Origin of the sequence: Streptomyces sp. CCM_MD2014 (assembly GCF_000772045.1) — a bacterium.
In the GTDB taxonomy this organism is placed as follows: Bacteria; Actinomycetota; Actinomycetes; order Streptomycetales; family Streptomycetaceae; genus Streptomyces; species Streptomyces salinarius.
Window position 1 is genome coordinate 954,535 of sequence record NZ_CP009754.1, and the last position, 16,529, is coordinate 971,063.

Genomic DNA, 16,529 nt, shown 5'->3' on the forward strand with positions numbered 1-16,529 from the left:
CGCCCCGGCAGGTATCCGCAGGCGTCCGGCGCAGGCGCCGCAGACGGTGCGGCAGGCCGTTCGACGGCAAGCCGGGACCGCCCGTCACCCCGCGCGGCGCCGGACGCCACCGGACTCGACGCCCCGGTACCCGAGGGCGTCGCGCCGAGCGCCCGCCCGGCGCCCGGCCGGCCCGTGACGCACCGCCCCGCGGTCCTCCCGGCACGCGGTGCCGCCGGCAGCGGTGGCGCGGGCACCGAAGCATCGGCAGACCGCTGCCGTGCGGGCCGGGACGAGCGCTTCGCCCGGCCGGGCACGGGCTCGTCGGGCGTGTGCGTGCCCGGTGCGGCAGGTGTGGGCCGTGTCGTTGCGGGGCGGCGGTCGCCGCGGGGGCCGCTCGTCATGGCGCGCCCCCGGCGAGCAGGGCGGCGACCGCCGTGCGGAAGCGGGCGCGGCGTTCGCCGGCCTCGTCGGGGGTGATGCGGGGCTCGTACACGGTGGTGGGTCCGGTGTCGGGAAGGGCCTCGGCGAGGGTGAGGGACGGGTCCGCGCCGAGCCGGGCGAGCGCGCCGACGCCGAGGGCGGTTGCGTCCGGCAGCGCGGACACCTCGACCGGGCGTTGCAGCAGGTCGGCCTGGGTCTGCATGAGGAGGGCGGAACGGGTGAGGCCGCCGTCGGCCCGCAGGGCGGTCAGCGGACCGTCGAGGTCCGCCGCCGCGGCGTCGGCGAGTTCGGCGACCTGGGCGGCGAGGCCCTCGCACAGGGCGCGCACCAGGTGCCCCGGGGTGGTGTCCAGGCCGAGACCGGTGAGCGAGCCGCGCAGGTCCCCGCGCCACCAGGGGGCGGCGAGCCCGGCCAGCGCCGGGACGAAGGTGACGCCGCCGGTGTCGGGGACGGCGGCGCCCAGGCGGTCGAGGTCGGCGGAGCCGGTGATGACGCCGAGGTCGGTGAGCCAGCGTACGGCGGAGGCGGCCGTGTACACCTGGCCGTCCAGGCAGTGGTCGGTGCGTCCGCCGAGCCGCCAGGCGACGCAGGCGGCGAGGCCCGAGGCGCCCCGGCGTGGTGTGCCGCCGGTGTGGGCGAGGAGGAACGCGCCGGTGCCGTAGGTGCACTTGGCGGTGCCGGGTTCGGTGACGCGCTGGGCGAGCAGTGCGGCCTGCTGGTCGACGGCGAGCCCGGTGAGCGGGAGTTCGGGTCCGAAGGCCTTGGTGGTACCGACGTGGGCGGCGTTGTCCACGATGTGCGGGAGACGTTCGCCGGTCAGCCCGTACAGCTCCAGGGCGCGCGGTGACCACTCGGTGCGGTCGAGGTCGAGGAGCTGGGTGCGGGAGGCGGTCGCGGCGTCCGTGACATGGGCGCCGGTGAGGTGGTGGACCAGCCAGGTGTCGGAGGTGGTGACCCGGCCGGCGCCGGTGAGGTGCCGTCGGATCCAGGCCATCTTCGGTGCGGCGAAGTACGGGTCCAGCGGCAGACCGGTCAGGTCTCGCAATTCGTCCGCGTGGTCGCCGAGTTCGCCGCAGAGAGGTTCCGCCCGGCGGTCCTGCCAGACCAGCGCGTCGGTGAGCGGGCGGCCGGTGTCCGGGTCCCAGGCGAGGACCGTCTCGCCCTGGTTGGCCAGACCGAGCGCGCCGGCCGGCTCGCCGGCGTCGGCGAGCGCCTGACGCCCGGCGTCGACCACCGAGCCGTACAGCTCCTCCGGGTCCACCTCCACCAGGCCGCCGGGCAGGTACCGGGGACGGACCTCGGCGAATCCGGTGCCGACCACGCCGCGTTCGGGGCAGATCACCAGGGCCTTGGTGCCGGACGTGCCCTGGTCGACGGCGAGCACCGGGTCCGGCATCGCGCACCTCCCGGCTCCTCCGGCGCCGACGGTCTCGGCGATCACTGCGCGCCAGCCTGCCCCCGCGAGCACACTGCGTCAAGTGCGACTGACTGCCAGTCAGCTCTCCCTGGTGGCAACGGATTTGCCTCACCCGGTCAAAACTGAACAGAGGCGGAACCTCCGCCTCTATAGTGTGCGCCGACCGCTCGACCATCGCACCGCCGCCCCCGGGGAGGGCTGTTTGTCACGCCATGCCGCCGTCCGGCCCGTTCCGCTTCCGACGGCGGGCTGGTGATGGCCAGAGACGGAGCACAGCCCGCCTACGATCCCGCCGGCCACGACACGGCGCTGCGCTCCGCCCTGCAGGAGGTGCGGGCCGGGCGCTGGATGTCGATGCGCATCCTGCTGGAGCAGACCGGTTCGTGGTCGCAGTGGACGCGGCGCACCCAGGTGCTGGCCGCCTCGGCGGCCGGTACGGACGTGGTGCGGGCCTGGCTCGCGGAGGAGCCGCACAGCGTGGCCGCCACGGTGATGCACACCCGGGTGGTCGTGGAGCGCGCGCTGCGGGCCCACCGCGAGGGCCATCCGCGCACGCGCGAGCTGTGGCTGCAGGCCTGGCACGCCTGCGACGCGGCGACGCGGGCCGCGCCCCACGACCCGGTGCCGTGGGTGTGTCTGCTGGCGCTGGCCCGGCTGGACGAGGGGCAGCGCTGGGAGGAGCACCGGATGGCGCCGCCCGAGCCGATGCTGCCCCCGGGGCCGTGGGGGCTGCTCGCCGAGGCCGGCAAGCGGGACCCGTACAACCGCGAGGCACACCACCGCATGCTGCAGTTCCTGTATCCGCGCGGCGACTCCGAACGCCTGGCCCAGGCGGCCGGGTTCGCGCACTGGGCGGCGGGGTCGGCGCCACCGGGCTCGGCGCTGCACATGCTGCCGCTGTACGTACGGGTGGAGCGCTACCGCCGCTCCAGCGCGCGGGCGGCGGCGCTGGATCTGCACTGGGTGGCGGAGGACGCCACCCGTGAGGCGGGGCAGGCGTTCGACTCCTGGTTCACGCTCTGCCCGCGGGACGAACGCTCCCTGCCGGACCTGAACCACCTGGCCCACGCCCTGTGGGGCGCCCTCAGGTTCCGGGAGGCGAACCAGGTGTTCGACGCGCTCGGCCCCTACTGGACCCCGCTGCCCTGGGCCTGCCGGACCCCGGGCGACGGTTCGGCGAGGCGGGCGGTGGAGGTCTTCCTCCAGGCCCGTGCACGCAGCCGCTCGGCCGCCGGCGGCCGTGGTCGCGGCGAGAGACGCGGCCACGCCCGCGACCGTGACCGCCGGCATCCCTGACCCCCCACCCTTGCGTCCCCGGAGGTTTGCCATGTCCCGCTCTTCCGAACCGTCCGCCACCGACGAGGAACACCGCCTGCGCGAACTCGGTTACCGTCCGGTGCTGGCCCGCCGCATGGGCGGCTTCGGCAACTTCGCGATCAGTTTCTCGGTGATCTCGATCCTCTCCGGCTGCATGACCCTGTACGGCTTCGGCCTGGGCACCGGCGGCCCCGCCGTGATGCTGTGGGGCTGGGCGGGCGTCGGTCTGTTCGTGCTGTGCGTCGGAATGGCGCTCGCTGAGGTGACCAGCGCCTATCCGACGTCCGGTGCGCTGTACTACATGGCCGACCGGCTCGGCGGACGGCGCTGGGGCTGGTACACCGGCTGGCTGAACCTGCTGGGGCTGCTCGGCGCGATCGCCGGGATCGACTACGGGGCGGCGCTGTTCACCGGCGCGTTCCTGAACCTCCAGTGGGGCTTCGAGCCGACGCCGGAGAAGACGATGCTGATCTTCGTCGTGATCCTGCTGCTGCACGCCACGCTCAACCTCTTCGGCGTACGACTGGTCAGTGTGCTCAACTCGATCAGCGTGTGGTGGCACCTGGCCGGTGTCGCGCTGATCGTCGGCGCGCTGGTGATCGTCCCGGACCACCACCAGTCGCCATCCTTCGTCTTCACGGAGTTCGTCAACGACACCGGCTGGGAGAACCCGCTGTACGTGGCCGCGATCGGCCTGCTGCTCGCGCAGTACACCTTCTCCGGCTACGACGCCTCCGCACACCTCTCCGAGGAGACCTCGAACGCCTCGGTGTCGGCGGCGCGCGGCATCGTGCGGGCCATCTGGGTGTCGTGGCTGGCGGGTTTCGTGCTGCTGGCCGGGCTGACCTTCGCCATCCAGGACTACGACGCGACCCGCGACACCGCGACCGGGGTGCCGCCCGCGCAGATCCTCCTCGACGGGCTGGGCACGGACGGTGCGAGCGCGCTGCTCCTGGTCGTGATCGTGGCGCAGTTGTTCTGCGGCAACGCCGAGGTGGCGGCCGCCAGCCGGATGGTGTTCGCGTTCAGCCGGGACGGCGCCCTGCCCGGGTCGTCGCTGTGGCGCAGGGTCTCCGCCCGCACCCAGACCCCGGTGGCCGCGGTGTGGCTCTCGGTGGCGGTGGCCTGTCTGCTGGCGCTGCCGTCCCTGTACTCGGCGACGGCGTACGGCGCGGTGACCGCCATCAACGTCATCGGCATCACCCCGGCGTACGCGATCCCGGTGCTGCTGCGGCTGCGGGCCGGCGACCGGTTCACGCCGGGACCGTGGCACCTGGGCCGGTGGAGCAGGCCGGTCGGGTGGGTGGCGGTGGTATGGGTGGCGTTGGTCACCGTGCTGTTCTGCCTCCCCCAGTCGTCCCCGGTGACCGTCGACACGATGAACTACGCCGCGGTCGCCCTCGTCGTCGTACTGGTATTGGCCACGGTGTGGTGGTTCGTCGCCCGCCGGTCGTACGGCACTCCGACGACCGCGGCCTACGGCGACGACCGTGAGCAGGCGGAACTCGCCGAGGGCATCGTCTGAAACGCCCCGTTCCGCTCCTCGGCGCGGTACGGAGCACCGCCCGGGATACGGCAGGATGAGCCCGCGATCCGGTCGAACTGCCTTGCGGTTCCCCCGGATCGCGCATCCCCGACATCCCGTGGGCATTCCGTAGTCATTCCGTTGGAGGCGGCCGGTGACCGAGGACCTGACCGTGGACCATCTGCTGCCCGCAGGCATCGCGCTGGGCGCGGGCCTGCTGGGCGCGTTCCTGCTGCGCCTGCTGCTGCGCTGGCTGGCGGGGCACGCCGACCGCACCCGCTGGAGCGGCGACGACGTCATCGTGGCCGCGCTGCGCACGGTGGCACCGTGGGCGGCGGTCGCGGGCGGTGTGGCCGGCGCCGCGGCGGCGCTGCCGCTGACCCGGACGGTGCAGCACAGCGTCAACCAGGTGCTGCAGGTGCTGCTGATCTTCGTGGCGACGGTGACGGCGGCACGGGTGGTCGCCGGCCTGGTACGCACGGTGACGACCTCGCGCTCCGGGGTCGCCGGGTCGGCCACGATCTTCGTCAACATCACCCGGATCCTGGTGCTGGCCATCGGCTTCCTGGTGATGCTGCAGACGCTGGGCGTCTCCATCGCGCCGATGCTCACCGCCCTCGGCGTGGGCGGTCTGGCGGTCGCGCTGGCCCTCCAGGACACGCTGGCCAACCTCTTCGCCGGCATCCACATCCTCGCTTCGAAGACCGTGCAGCCGGGCGACTACATCCAGCTCAGCAGCGGCGAGGAGGGCTACGTGGAGGACATCAACTGGCGTCAGACCACCGTCCGCGAGCTGTCCAACAACCTGGTCGTGATCCCGAACGGCCAGCTCGCGAAGTCGAACATGACCAACTTCATGCGTCCCGAGCAGCGGCTGACGGTCCTGGTCCAGGTCGGGGTGTCCTACGACAGTGATCTGGAGCACGTGGAGCGGGTGACGACCGAGGTGATCGCCGAGGTGATGACCGAGGTCGGCGGCGCGGTGCCGGACCACGAGCCGGCGATCCGCTTCCACACCTTCGGCGACTCGCGCATCGGCTTCACCGTGATCCTGGGCGTGGGCGAGTTCAGCGACCAGTACCGGATCAAGCACGAGTTCATCAAGCGGCTGCACAAGCGCTACCGCGCGGAGGGCATCCGGATCCCGTCGCCCGCGCGGACGGTGGCGCTCCAGCAGGGTGCCGTGGTCCTGCCGCAGCAGCGGGCGGGCGAGGAGTCCGTCCCGCTCGGCTGAACCGGAGGTGGCCGGAATCTCCCGGCCACCCCTGTCGAGCCGGGGTCGATCACGAGATATCTTGATGTCGAGCAATGTTGCAGACGTGGAGCGGAGCACCCGGTGACTGACTCGACCATCATCTATACACACACTGACGAGGCCCCGGCCCTGGCGACGTATTCGTTCCTGCCGGTGGTCCGGGCGTACGCCTCGCAGGCGGGTGTCGCGGTCGAGACCCGCGACATCTCGCTGGCCGGCCGCATCATCGCCCTGTTCCCGGAGTACCTCACCGAGGACCAGCGCATCCCGGACGCCCTCGCGGAGCTCGGCGAGCTGGCCAAGACGCCCGCCGCCAACATCATCAAGCTGCCGAACATCTCGGCGTCCATCCCGCAGCTCAAGGCCGCCATCGCCGAGCTGCAGGGCCAGGGCTACGCGCTGCCGGCCTACCCGGACGACCCGAAGACCGACGAAGAGCGCGACGTCCGCGCCCGCTACGACAAGGTCAAGGGCTCCGCGGTCAACCCGGTCCTGCGCGAGGGCAACTCCGACCGCCGCGCCCCGGCGTCGGTGAAGAACTACGCCAAGACCCACCCGCACCGCATGGGCGCCTGGACCGGCGAGTCCAAGACCAACGTGGCGACCATGGGCGAGAACGACTTCCGTTCCACGGAGAAGTCCGTGGTGATCGCCGAGGACGGCGCCCTGCGGATCGAGCTGGTCGGCGACGACGGCACCACCACGGTGCTGCGCGAGTCGGTACCGGTGAAGAAGGACGAGGTCGTCGACGCCTCCGTGCTGCGCGTCGCCGCGCTGCGCGAGTTCCTCACCGCGCAGGTCGCCCGCGCCAAGGCCGAGGGCGTCCTGTTCTCGGTGCACCTGAAGGCCACGATGATGAAGGTCTCCGACCCGATCATCTTCGGCCACGTGGTCCGCGCCTTCTTCCCGAAGACCTTCGCCCAGTACGGCGAGACCCTCGCCAAGGCCGGCCTCACCCCGAACGACGGCCTGGGCGGCATCTACAAGGGCCTGGAGTCCCTGCCCGAGGGCGCCGAGATCAAGGCGTCCTTCGACGCCGAGCTGGCCGAGGGCCCGGAGCTGGCCATGGTCGACTCCGACAAGGGCATCACCAACCTGCACGTGCCCTCGGACGTCATCATCGACGCCTCCATGCCGGCCATGATCCGCACCTCGGGTCACATGTGGGGCGCGGACGGCGGCGAGCACGACGCCCTCGCCGTGATCCCGGACTCCTCCTACGCCGGCGTGTACCAGGCCGTCATCGAGGACTGCCGCGCCAACGGCGCCTACGACCCCTCCACCATGGGTTCGGTTCCGAACGTCGGCCTCATGGCGCAGAAGGCCGAGGAGTACGGCAGCCACGACAAGACCTTCGAGATCCCCACCACGGGCACGGTCCGCCTGGTGGACGCCGCGGGCAACGCGGTGCTGGAGCAGACGGTCTCCGCCGGTGACATCTTCCGCGCCTGCCAGACCAAGGACGCGCCGATCCGCGACTGGGTGAAGCTCGCCGTCACCCGCGCCCGCGCCACCGGCGACCCGGCCGTCTTCTGGCTGGACGAGGGCCGCGCCCACGACGCCAACCTGATCGCCAAGGTCAAGGCGTACCTGCCGGAGCACGACACCGAGGGCCTGGACATCCGGATCCTCGACCCGGTCGAGGCGACCAAGCTGTCGGTGGAGCGCATCCGCCGCGGCGAGAACACCATCTCGGTCACCGGCAACGTGCTGCGCGACTACCTGACCGACCTGTTCCCGATCCTGGAGCTGGGCACCAGCGCCAAAATGCTGTCGGTCGTCCCGCTGATGGCGGGCGGCGGCCTGTTCGAGACCGGCGCCGGCGGCTCGGCCCCGAAGCACGTGCAGCAGCTGGTCAAGGAGGACTACCTGCGCTGGGACTCCCTCGGCGAGTTCTTCGCCCTGGTGCCGTCCCTGGAGCAGTACGCCGAGGCCACCGGCAACGGCAAGGCCAAGGTCCTCGCCGACACCCTCGACCGCGCCACGGCGACCTTCCTCAACGAGGACAAGTCCCCGACCCGTCGCGTCGGCGGCATCGACAACCGCGGCAGCCACTTCTACCTGTCCCTGTACTGGGCGCAGGAGCTGGCCGGGCAGACCGACGACGCGGACCTGGCCAAGGCCTTCGCCCCGCTCGCCGAGACGCTCACCGCGAACGAGCAGAAGATCGTCGAGGAGCTGAACGCCGTCCAGGGCAAGCCGGCCGAGATCGGCGGCTACTACCAGCCCGACCCGGCCAAGGCCGCCAAGGTCATGCGCCCGTCGGCCACCTGGAACGAGGCCCTGGCGTCCCTCGCCTGATCCTCCCCGGGCCCGCACGGACCCCGGCACCCCGTCTCCGTCCCTCGGAGGCGGGGTGCCGCCGCTTCACCACTCCCGCGGCGCGATCAGCTCCTCCGGGTCCGCGTCCGCGAAACCGTAGGCCCCGGCGACGAACCAGAAGGCCTCGCCGATCTCCTCCCGGGCCGTGGTCTCGATCTCGCTGCCCGCCTCCTCGAAGGCCGCCTCCAGCTCGTTGAACTCCTCGGTGGCCGCGTGGGTCAGCGCATAGAGCGCCGTCAGGCCGTCCGGCCGGTCCGCCTCCACGCGGGCGCACAGCCGGAGCAGGATGTCGCGGCCCCGGTCCACCACCCGGTCCGGGAAGTAGTCGTCCTCGTACAGTCCCGCCAGAAACCGGTGTGCGGCCACCCGCTGGTTGGTGATCGGCATGAAGCCCCCTGTCCTCGCTGCCCGCTGCCGTCCCCCTGATCCTGCCGCACCCCACTGACAACGCCCTCGGAGCCGCCCCGTGACCGACGCCCCGCCCGCCTTCGAACTGCTGCCGGGTGCCCCGCACTCCCCCCTGCTCCTGCACGTGCCGCACTCGTCCCGGGACATCCCGGCGGACGTCCGGCCCGGCATCGTCCTGTCCGACGCGGAGCTGGAGCGGGAGCTGGACCACATGACCGACTCGCACACGGCCGAGATCGCCGGGCGGGCCGCCGAACTGGCCGGCCTCACGCCGTGGCGGTTCGTGAACCGGGCCTCGCGGCTGGTGGTCGATCCGGAGCGGTTCCCGGACGAGCGGGAGGAGATGACGGCCGTCGGCATGGGCGCCGTGTACACGCGGACCTCGCACCGTGAGGTACTGCGTCCGGACGGCACCGACCCCGAGCCGCTGATCGAGCGGTACTTCCGGCCGTACGCACGGGCCATGACCGAGGCGGTCGCCGACCGGCTCGCGGTCACCGGACGGGCCGTGATCGTCGACGTGCACTCCTATCCCGCCGAGCCGCTCCCCTACGAACTGCACGGCGAGGGTCCTCGCCCGCCGGTCTGCCTGGGCACCGACGACTTCCACACGCCGTCCGGGCTGCTCGGCGCCGCCCGGGAGGCGTTCGCCGCGTGCGGGGAGACCGGCCTGGACAGTCCGTTCGGCGGGACGTACGTGCCCCTGGACTTCTACGGGAAGCGTGCCGAGGTCCACGCGCTGATGGTGGAGATCCGTCGGGACACCTACATGACGGAGCCGGGCGGTCCGGCCGGGCCCGGGCTGTCCCGGCTCGCCGAGTCGCTCGCGGCGCTCGTCGACGCCGTGTCGGGCTGAGGAGTACCCGCCCGCCGGTCCGCCCACCACCGGCTGGAGCACTCCCGCGCGACAGCCGGGCGGGGCGCGGTGAGGGTGGGGGGATGACGCAGGAGACCACCACCCTCACCGGTCAGTCGCCGCCCCCGGTACGGGACTGGCCCGCCCTCGACCTGGACGGCCCGGAGTTCGACCCGGTCCTCGCCGATCTGATGCGCGAGGGGCCGCTGACCCGCGTCCGGCTCCCGCACGGCGAGGGCTGGGCCTGGCTGGCGACGCGGTACGACGACGTGAAGGCGATCACGAACGATCCGCGCTTCGGACGGGCGGAAGTGACGAAACGGCAGGTCACCCGTCTCGCCCCGCACTTCAAGCCCCGCCCCGGCTCGCTCGCCTTCGCCGACCAGCCCGACCACAACCGGCTGCGGCGTGCGGTCGCGGGAGCGTTCACCGTGGGCACGGCGAAGCGGCTGCGGCCCCGGGCGCAGGAGATCCTGGACGGTCTGGTCGACGGCATCCTCGCCGAGGGACCGCCCGCGGACCTGGTCGAGCGGGTCCTCGAACCCTTCCCGATCGCCGTCGTCAGCGAGGTGATGGGTGTGCCGGCCGCAGACCGGGAGCGGGTGCACTCCTGGACCCGGCAGATCATCTCCACCTCCGGCGGCGCCGAGGCCGCCGAGCGGGCGAAGCAGGGCCTGTACGGGTGGATCACCGAGACCGTCCGCGCCCGTGCGGACAGCGACGGCGACGACGTGTACTCCATGCTGGGTGCCGCCGTGGGCCGCGGCGAGGTCGGTGAGACGGAGGCCGTCGGGCTGGCGGGGCCGCTGCAGATCGGCGGCGAGGCCGTCACCCACAACGTCGGCCAGATGCTGTACCTGCTGCTGACCCGTCCCGAGCTGATGACACGGATGCGCGAGCGGCCCGAGGCACGCGGCACGGCGCTGGACGAGCTGCTGCGCTGGATCTCGCACCGCACCTCGGTGGGCCTGGCCCGCATCGCCCTGGAGGACGTCGAGGTGCACGGCGTGCGCATCGCCGCCGGTGACCCGGTGTACGTGTCCTACCTGGCCGCCAACCGCGATCCGGACGTCTTCCCCGACCCCGACCGCATCGACCTGGACCGCGATCCCAACCCGCACCTGGCGTACGGCAACGGGCACCACTTCTGCACGGGGGCCGTGCTCGCCCGGATGCAGACCGAGCTTCTGGTCGGCACGCTTCTGGAGCGGCTGCCGGGGCTGCGGCTCGCGGTCCCCGCCGACCAGGTGGCCTGGCGCCGCAAGACCATGATCAGGGGACCGCGCACGCTGCCCTGCACCTGGTAGCACCGCCGTCGGGCGGGGCGCGCTCAGGCCCGCAGCCACTCCGTGACGACCACCTCCCCGCCGGTCCGCAGCCGCAGCGCGAACGGTCCGGCGGGCGGGGCGTCGCCGGTGAACCGGCCCATGTCGTCGGCCGTCAGCCGTGCGTGGGCCCGCGGGCCGCTCAGCACCTCGATGCCGGCCGGCCCCGGCGGCAGCAGCTGGCCGATCAGGCCGTCCGCGCTCACCTCGACGTCGACGGTCAGCCCGTCCGTGCTGAAGGTCAGCATCCGCGGCGGGTCCGCAACCCCCCTGACGGGGATGCCGTCCAGCAGCGAGTCGAAGGTCAGCTCGGCGACGCGGGCGTCCAGGTCGTGCAGGGCGAAGGCGTCGACCGCGACGCGCCGCAGCTCGGCCGGGACCGGGTCCAGGATCGCGGCGGCCTGCCGCAGTTCCTCCTCCAGCAGACCGTCGTGCAGCTCCCCGTCGCGCTCGTCTCGTGCGTCGTACGCCTCGCGCTCGTCGTACTCGTCGTTCAGATCGCTCATTTCGTCCCCCGTGCCTCCAGCCGGGTCCGCAGCCGGCGCAGACAGCGCTGGCGCATCGGCCCGATGCTGCCCACCGCGATCCCCAGCGCGGCGGACACCTCCTGATAACTGGGCGGTGGCGAGGAGATCAGCACCCGCAGCAACTGACGGCACCGCTCGCCCAGTTCCTCGAACTCCTGCCACAGCAGCCGTACGCGCTCGGTCTGCGCGGCGGCCTCCTCGGAGTCGAGCACGGACTCCTCCGGCGTACGGTCCTCGCTCGGCCGGTCGAGCAGCTGCGGATCGTCGGTCGGCGTCCACCGCTTCGACGCCTTCAGCAGCTTCAGGCACTCGTTCCGTGCCGTGCTGGCCAGCCAGGAGCCGGTCTTCTCCGGTTCGCGGATCCGCCCCAGGTGCTGGGCGAAGCGGAACCAGGCGGTCTGGTACACCTCGTGGGCGTCGGCGTCGGACAGCCCGTGCGAGCGTGCCACGGACCACACGAGCGGGCCGAGCCCGTCCACCAGTGACTTCCAGGCCGCCGCGTCCCCGTCGGCCGCCGACTGGACGAGCGCCCCGACATCTGCACGGTCCACGGTCCCACCCCTCGTGTACGACGTGCCATCGTACGCCGTGGAGCAGGTGGTTCCGACCGGCAGCAGGCCGTTCACGACCCGCCGGCCGACGGGTCGACGGGAACCGGGTGCCACGTGGGCGGCAGCAGCGCCGGTACGTGCGCCCCGCGCACTTCCGCGTACTCGGTGGTGGCCGCGAGGAGTTGCCGGCCGGCAGCCCGCGGGTCGGTCTCCCGGTGCGCCGTCATGTGGGAGGCGACCAGGCCCGCGACCACGGGGGTGGCGAAGGAGGTGCCGCTCCACTGCGCGTGCCCCTCGAACATCACCTGGTCCGGTTTGGCAGGCGCCTCGCCCGGCTCGCTCAGCACCCCGTTGTGCCGGGGGGACTGGCAGGTGCAGGCGTAGGCGAAACCGAACCGGCAGGCGTCGTAGGTGGAGTGCTGGTAGACGTACGGCACGGGTGAGGCGAAGCCGGTCAGGGGGCCGATGAGGCGCTCACCCGGGGCGTAGGCGCGCACCCAGCCGCCGTGGTTGCTGAAGCAGGCGCCGAACTCGCCGTCGGAGCGCAGTGCCCCGATCGACAGCACCGAGTCCTCCCAGCCGGGCAGGGTGGCGTAGGCGGCGGGCCAGAAGGGCGTGGCACTGGCGTTGTTGCCCGCGGCGGCGACCAACAGGGTGCGCCGGTCCCGGAGTTCCTCCATGAAGGCGTGCACACCGAGCAGGCCGTCGGTGCGGCCGTTGGAGGTGCCCGCGGAAAGGCTGAGGACATCGGGCCAGCCGCTGCGGTCGACGGCCTCGAAGAGCTTCTCGCCCAGCTCGGACTCCAGGATCGCGCCCGCGTCGTTGAGGGTGTTGCGGACGGTTACCTCGGTGTTGGGCGCGACGGCGGCGACCAGCCCGGCGATGAACGTGCCGTGCCCGACGTACTGGCACAGGACGCCGTCGTCGTCGCACTCCCTGATCTGGGCGTCGCCCTCGGTGTGGGCGAGCAGCGGGTAGGACCGGTAGTCGTGCATGAGGCCGGTGTCGATGACGAGGACGCCGACGGCGGTCCCGGCGTCGTACGGCGTCCCGTCGGGAGCAGGGTTGGGCGGCTCGCTCAGCGGGACGGGCACGGGTTCGTCGCCGGGGCAGGCGTTGACGGCGATGGACACGACGTGGTTGCGGCTGATCAGCCGGCGTCCCGCGCGGCCCTCCATCGTCCTGAGCGAGCGCAGGGCGTGGGCGACGGTGGGATCGCCCACGCCGTCGCCCTGGCCCGGGTCGGCGACCTGGATGCGGGTGATGCCGGTGCGGTTGGTCTCGGGGCTCGCCCGGCGCACGTGGTCGGGCGTCAGTCCGGACATGGTGGTGAAGTGGTCGCGCACGGTGTCCTCGACGAGGCGGGCCTCCTCGCCGTCGCGGGCGAGGACGACGCCCTTCTCGTAGAAGAACTCGGCGGAGTCGTCCGGTCCCATCGCCAGCGGGACGTCCGGCATCGAGCGCTGGATCTGGTCGAACTGCTCGCGGAAACGCTGTGGTGCCATGCTTGTCCTCCACTGGGTCGGTGGCGGTGACGGCGTTCGGAGCCGCGGTCGTGACCGGGAACATGACCACGGTGGTGGCAGCGGTCGTCAATCAGAGTCCCGGGGCGGCCGATTGATACAGACTCGAACCTGTGTGGCGTGGTTCCGGAGCACTACCATCCGTGGGGTGACAGCGCGAAACGACTCGGTTCTCGAACTGCTGCCGATGGTGTTCGCCGCCCCGGGCGAAGCGCTGGCGCGGGCGGAGGAGTTGCTGGGCGGCGACCCCTCGCCGCTGCACGCCTCGGTCGCCCATCAGGTGATCGGCATCTGGCAGCGGGACTTCGGCGACACCCGGCGGGCCCTGGCCCATCTGCGGCGCGCCCGCGACCTGGCCGCCCGCGCGGACTCGGCCGAGCGGGAGGCGGACGTCCTGGCCACGCTCGGGGTCGCACTGGTGCACGCCGGGCGTACGCGGGCGGGGCTGGCCGCGTTCGAGCAGGGGGTCGCGCGCGGGAGCGGTCACACGCGCGCGCGAGTGCTGTACCGGCGGGCGTACGTGTGGTGGGTGCTGGGCCGGCACGGCGAGGCGCTTGAGGACGTGCGGCGGGCGATCCCGGTGCTGCGGCAGGCCGACGACGTGATCTGGACGGCGCGGGCGCTGACGCTGCGGGCGACCGTGCACCTGGCGCAGGGCTCGGTGGAGCGGGCGGACGCCGACTTCACCGCGGCGGAGGCGCTGTGGGACACCACGGGCCAGGAGCACGACAAGGCCGACGCGGTGGAGAGCCGGGGCCTCGCGGCGTTCCGGTCGGGCGACGTGCCGGCGGCGCTGCGGCTCCTCGACGAGGCCGCGGAGCGGTACGCGAAGCTGGGCACGCCGACGTTCATGCTGACCATCCGGCGCTGCGAGGTGCTGATGGCGGCGGGGCTCGCCACGGAGGCGCTGGCGGAGGCGGACGGGGCGATCGCGGTGCTGGAGGGGATCGGCGGGCAGTCCACCCGCAGGGCCGAACTCCTGCTGGTGGCCGCGCGGGCGGCCCGGCTGGCGGGCGAGCCGCAGACGTCGCTCGCGCGCGCGGCGGTCGCGGTGCGGCTGTTCGCCGGGCAGCGGCGGACCTGGTACGAGACGCACGCCCGGCTGGTGCTGATCGAGGCGCGGGCCGCCACGGGGCGGGGGTCGGGCCGGCTGGTCGCGGACGCGGCGACGGTGGCGGAGCGGCTGGCGGCGTTCGGTGCGCCGGCCGCGCCCGAGGCCTCGCTCCTCGCGGGCCGGATCGCGCTGGACCTCGGCTGGACGGCCGACGCGGAACGGCATCTGGCGGTGGCCGCGCGCAGCCGGCACAGCGGGCCGCCGCTGGCGCGGATGACGGGCTGGGCGGCACAGGCGCTGCGGGCGCGGGCGGCGGGGTCGGCGCGGGGCGTGCTGGAGGCCTGCCGGCGCGGTCTTGACGTCCTCGACGACCACCGGATGACGCTGGGCGCCTCGGAGCTGCGGGCCCGGGCCACGGCGCAGGGCGCGGAACTGGCGGCGCTGGCGCAGCGGGCGTCGCTGGTCTCGGGCGGGCCGCGGCGGCTGCTGGTCTGGAGCGAGCGCTGGCGGGCGACGGTGCTGTCGGCGCCGCCGACCCGGCCGCCGGCCGATCCGGTGCTGCTGACCGCCATGACGGCGTTCCGGGAGCTCGCCGCCCGCGCGGAGGAGACCCGCTCGGACGGCGGCCGGCCGGCGCCCGCGCTGGAGCGCGAACAGCGGCGCCTGGAGCGGGAGATCCGCTCCCGCACCCTGCACATGCGGGGCGAGGCGCCCGGCGACGGCGACCGGTTCGACGTGGGGCGGCTGTTGCGACGCCTGGGCGACGAGGTGCGGCTGGTGGAGCTGGCGGTGCTCGACGGGCGCGTGCACGTGCTGCTGTGCGGGCAGGGGCGGGTGCGGCGGTTCGAGGCCGGGCTGCTCGCCGAGGCGGAGGCGGAGGCGGAGCACGTCCAGGCGGGTCTGCGGCGGCTGGCCCATCCCGGCGCCGAGGCGCGGCTGCCGCTGGTGGAGGCGGCCGGCGCCCGGCTTCAGCACCTGCTGTTGGGGCCGGCCGCGGCGCATCTCGGCTCGGGTCCGGTCGTCGTGGTCCCGCCGGGCCGTCTGCACCGCGTGCCGTGGGCCCTGCTGCCCTCCCTGCGCGAACGCGTCCTGAGCGTGTCGCCGTCGGCCGGCAGCTGGCTGCGCGCGCGGGACACCGCTCCCCCGCCCGGCGGCCGCCAGGTCCTGGTCCGCGGCCCCGGCCTGGCGAGCGGCGGCGCCGAGATCCCGGAACTCGCGGAACGGTACGGGGCGGCGCGGGCACCGGAGGGCGGTACGGCGCGGCACCGGCCGCCCGGGCACGGGTACGGCCCGGGCGGCAGCTCACTGGAGGCTCGGTCGTCCGGCACCGAAGCGGAGGGGGCAGGGGGCCGTCCTCCGCGGGAAGGTGCGGCGCGGTCCCCCGGCGTCCCGGACGACCGGCCGCCCGGGCACGGGTACGGCCCGGGCGGCAGCTCCCTGGACGCTCGGCCGTCCGGCACCGAAGCGGAGGGGGCGGGGGGCCGTCCTCCGCGGGAAGGTGCGGCGCGGTCCCCCGGCGGCCCGGACCGGCGCGGCGGGCCCACCGTGCTGGAGGGGGACGAGGCGCGGGTGCCGACGGTGTTGCGGGAGCTGGACGGGGCCGCGCTGGCGCACATCGCGGCGCACGGGACCTTCCGGGCGGACAGCCCCTTGTTCTCTTCGCTGCGGATGGCGGACGGGCCGCTCATCGTGCACGACTTCGAGCGCCTCGACCGCAGCCCGTACCGGATCATCCTGCCCTGCTGCGACACCGCGCGCTTCGCGTCGGTCGGCGCCGACGAACTGCTCGGCCTCGTCACCGCGCTGCTGCCGCTGGGCACGGCCGGGGTGGTGGCGTGCACCGCGCCGGTCAGCGACGCCGCCGTGGTGCCGCTGATGCTCGCCCTGCACAAGGGCCTGGACGCGGGCCTGTCCTTGGCGGAGGCGTTGCGTGACGCGCGCGCCTCGCTGCCGGGCGACGCGGTGCACCAGGCGACGGGGTGGGCCTTCACGGCGTTCGGGGCGGCCTGAGACCGATACCCGGGCG

The 16,529-nt window shown here is 73.6% G+C and carries 12 protein-coding genes; 7 read left to right on the forward strand and 5 right to left on the reverse strand.

Annotated features, from left to right (window positions below):
• Window positions 1–379 precede the first annotated feature (379 nt).
• Window positions 380–1,819 (reverse strand): FGGY family carbohydrate kinase, encoded by a 1,440-nt coding sequence (locus NI25_RS04185; RefSeq protein WP_061441133.1) that lies wholly within the window; start codon window positions 1,817–1,819, stop codon window positions 380–382.
• A 276-nt stretch (window positions 1,820–2,095) separates the two neighbouring features.
• Between NI25_RS04185 and NI25_RS04190 the strand changes: the two genes are divergently transcribed.
• The 4 genes from NI25_RS04190 (at window position 2,096) to NI25_RS04205 (ending at window position 8,238) form a co-directional block, all read left to right on the forward strand.
• On the forward strand, window positions 2,096–3,136 hold the full coding sequence (locus NI25_RS04190) for a hypothetical protein (protein ID WP_061441134.1): 1,041 nt from the start codon (window positions 2,096–2,098) through the stop codon (window positions 3,134–3,136).
• A gap of 31 nt (window positions 3,137–3,167) precedes the next feature.
• Window positions 3,168–4,682 (forward strand): amino acid permease, encoded by a 1,515-nt coding sequence (locus NI25_RS04195; RefSeq protein ID WP_061441135.1) that lies wholly within the window; start codon window positions 3,168–3,170, stop codon window positions 4,680–4,682.
• A 154-nt stretch (window positions 4,683–4,836) separates the two neighbouring features.
• The gene (locus NI25_RS04200) at window positions 4,837–5,916 is read left to right on the forward strand and encodes a mechanosensitive ion channel family protein (RefSeq protein WP_061441136.1); all 1,080 of its coding nucleotides are present in this window, start codon (window positions 4,837–4,839) and stop codon (window positions 5,914–5,916) included.
• Window positions 5,917–6,018: 102 nt separating this feature from the next.
• Window positions 6,019–8,238, forward strand: a complete 2,220-nt coding sequence (locus NI25_RS04205; protein ID WP_061441137.1) for an NADP-dependent isocitrate dehydrogenase — start codon at window positions 6,019–6,021, stop codon at window positions 8,236–8,238.
• A gap of 66 nt (window positions 8,239–8,304) precedes the next feature.
• Here the strand turns inward: NI25_RS04205 and NI25_RS04210 are convergent, their stop codons facing one another.
• A complete protein-coding gene (locus NI25_RS04210) occupies window positions 8,305–8,646 on the reverse strand; it encodes a DUF5713 family protein (RefSeq protein WP_061441138.1) in 342 nt (113 codons plus the stop codon).
• A gap of 79 nt (window positions 8,647–8,725) precedes the next feature.
• Between NI25_RS04210 and NI25_RS04215 the strand changes: the two genes are divergently transcribed.
• Together NI25_RS04215 and NI25_RS04220 are read left to right on the forward strand one after the other, a co-directional pair.
• On the forward strand, window positions 8,726–9,523 hold the full coding sequence (locus NI25_RS04215) for an N-formylglutamate amidohydrolase (RefSeq protein ID WP_061441139.1): 798 nt from the start codon (window positions 8,726–8,728) through the stop codon (window positions 9,521–9,523).
• An 83-nt stretch (window positions 9,524–9,606) separates the two neighbouring features.
• Window positions 9,607–10,830: a cytochrome P450 gene (locus NI25_RS04220; protein ID WP_061441140.1), complete on the forward strand. Its 1,224-nt coding sequence runs from the start codon at window positions 9,607–9,609 to the stop codon at window positions 10,828–10,830.
• A 23-nt stretch (window positions 10,831–10,853) separates the two neighbouring features.
• On the opposite strand, the gene NI25_RS04225 is transcribed toward NI25_RS04220, so the two are convergent.
• The 3 genes from NI25_RS04225 to NI25_RS04235 form a co-directional block, all read right to left on the reverse strand.
• Entirely contained in the window at window positions 10,854–11,354 is a 501-nt protein-coding gene (locus NI25_RS04225) for a hypothetical protein (protein WP_061441141.1), read from the reverse strand.
• Window positions 11,351–11,926: an RNA polymerase sigma factor gene (locus NI25_RS04230; RefSeq protein WP_061446743.1), complete on the reverse strand. Its 576-nt coding sequence runs from the start codon at window positions 11,924–11,926 to the stop codon at window positions 11,351–11,353. Before NI25_RS04230 ends, NI25_RS04225 begins: the two co-directional genes overlap by 4 nt.
• Window positions 11,927–11,997: 71 nt before the next feature.
• Window positions 11,998–13,431 carry a S8/S53 family peptidase gene (locus NI25_RS04235; protein WP_061441142.1) on the reverse strand — a complete coding sequence of 478 codons (1,434 nt, stop codon included), beginning with the start codon at window positions 13,429–13,431 and terminating at the stop codon, window positions 11,998–12,000.
• Window positions 13,432–13,636: 205 nt separating this feature from the next.
• On the opposite strand from NI25_RS04235, the gene NI25_RS04240 reads away from it, so the two are divergent.
• Complete coding sequence (locus NI25_RS04240; RefSeq protein WP_233520833.1) at window positions 13,637–16,513, forward strand: CHAT domain-containing protein; 2,877 nt, start codon at window positions 13,637–13,639, stop codon at window positions 16,511–16,513.
• Window positions 16,514–16,529: the final 16 nt, after the last annotated feature.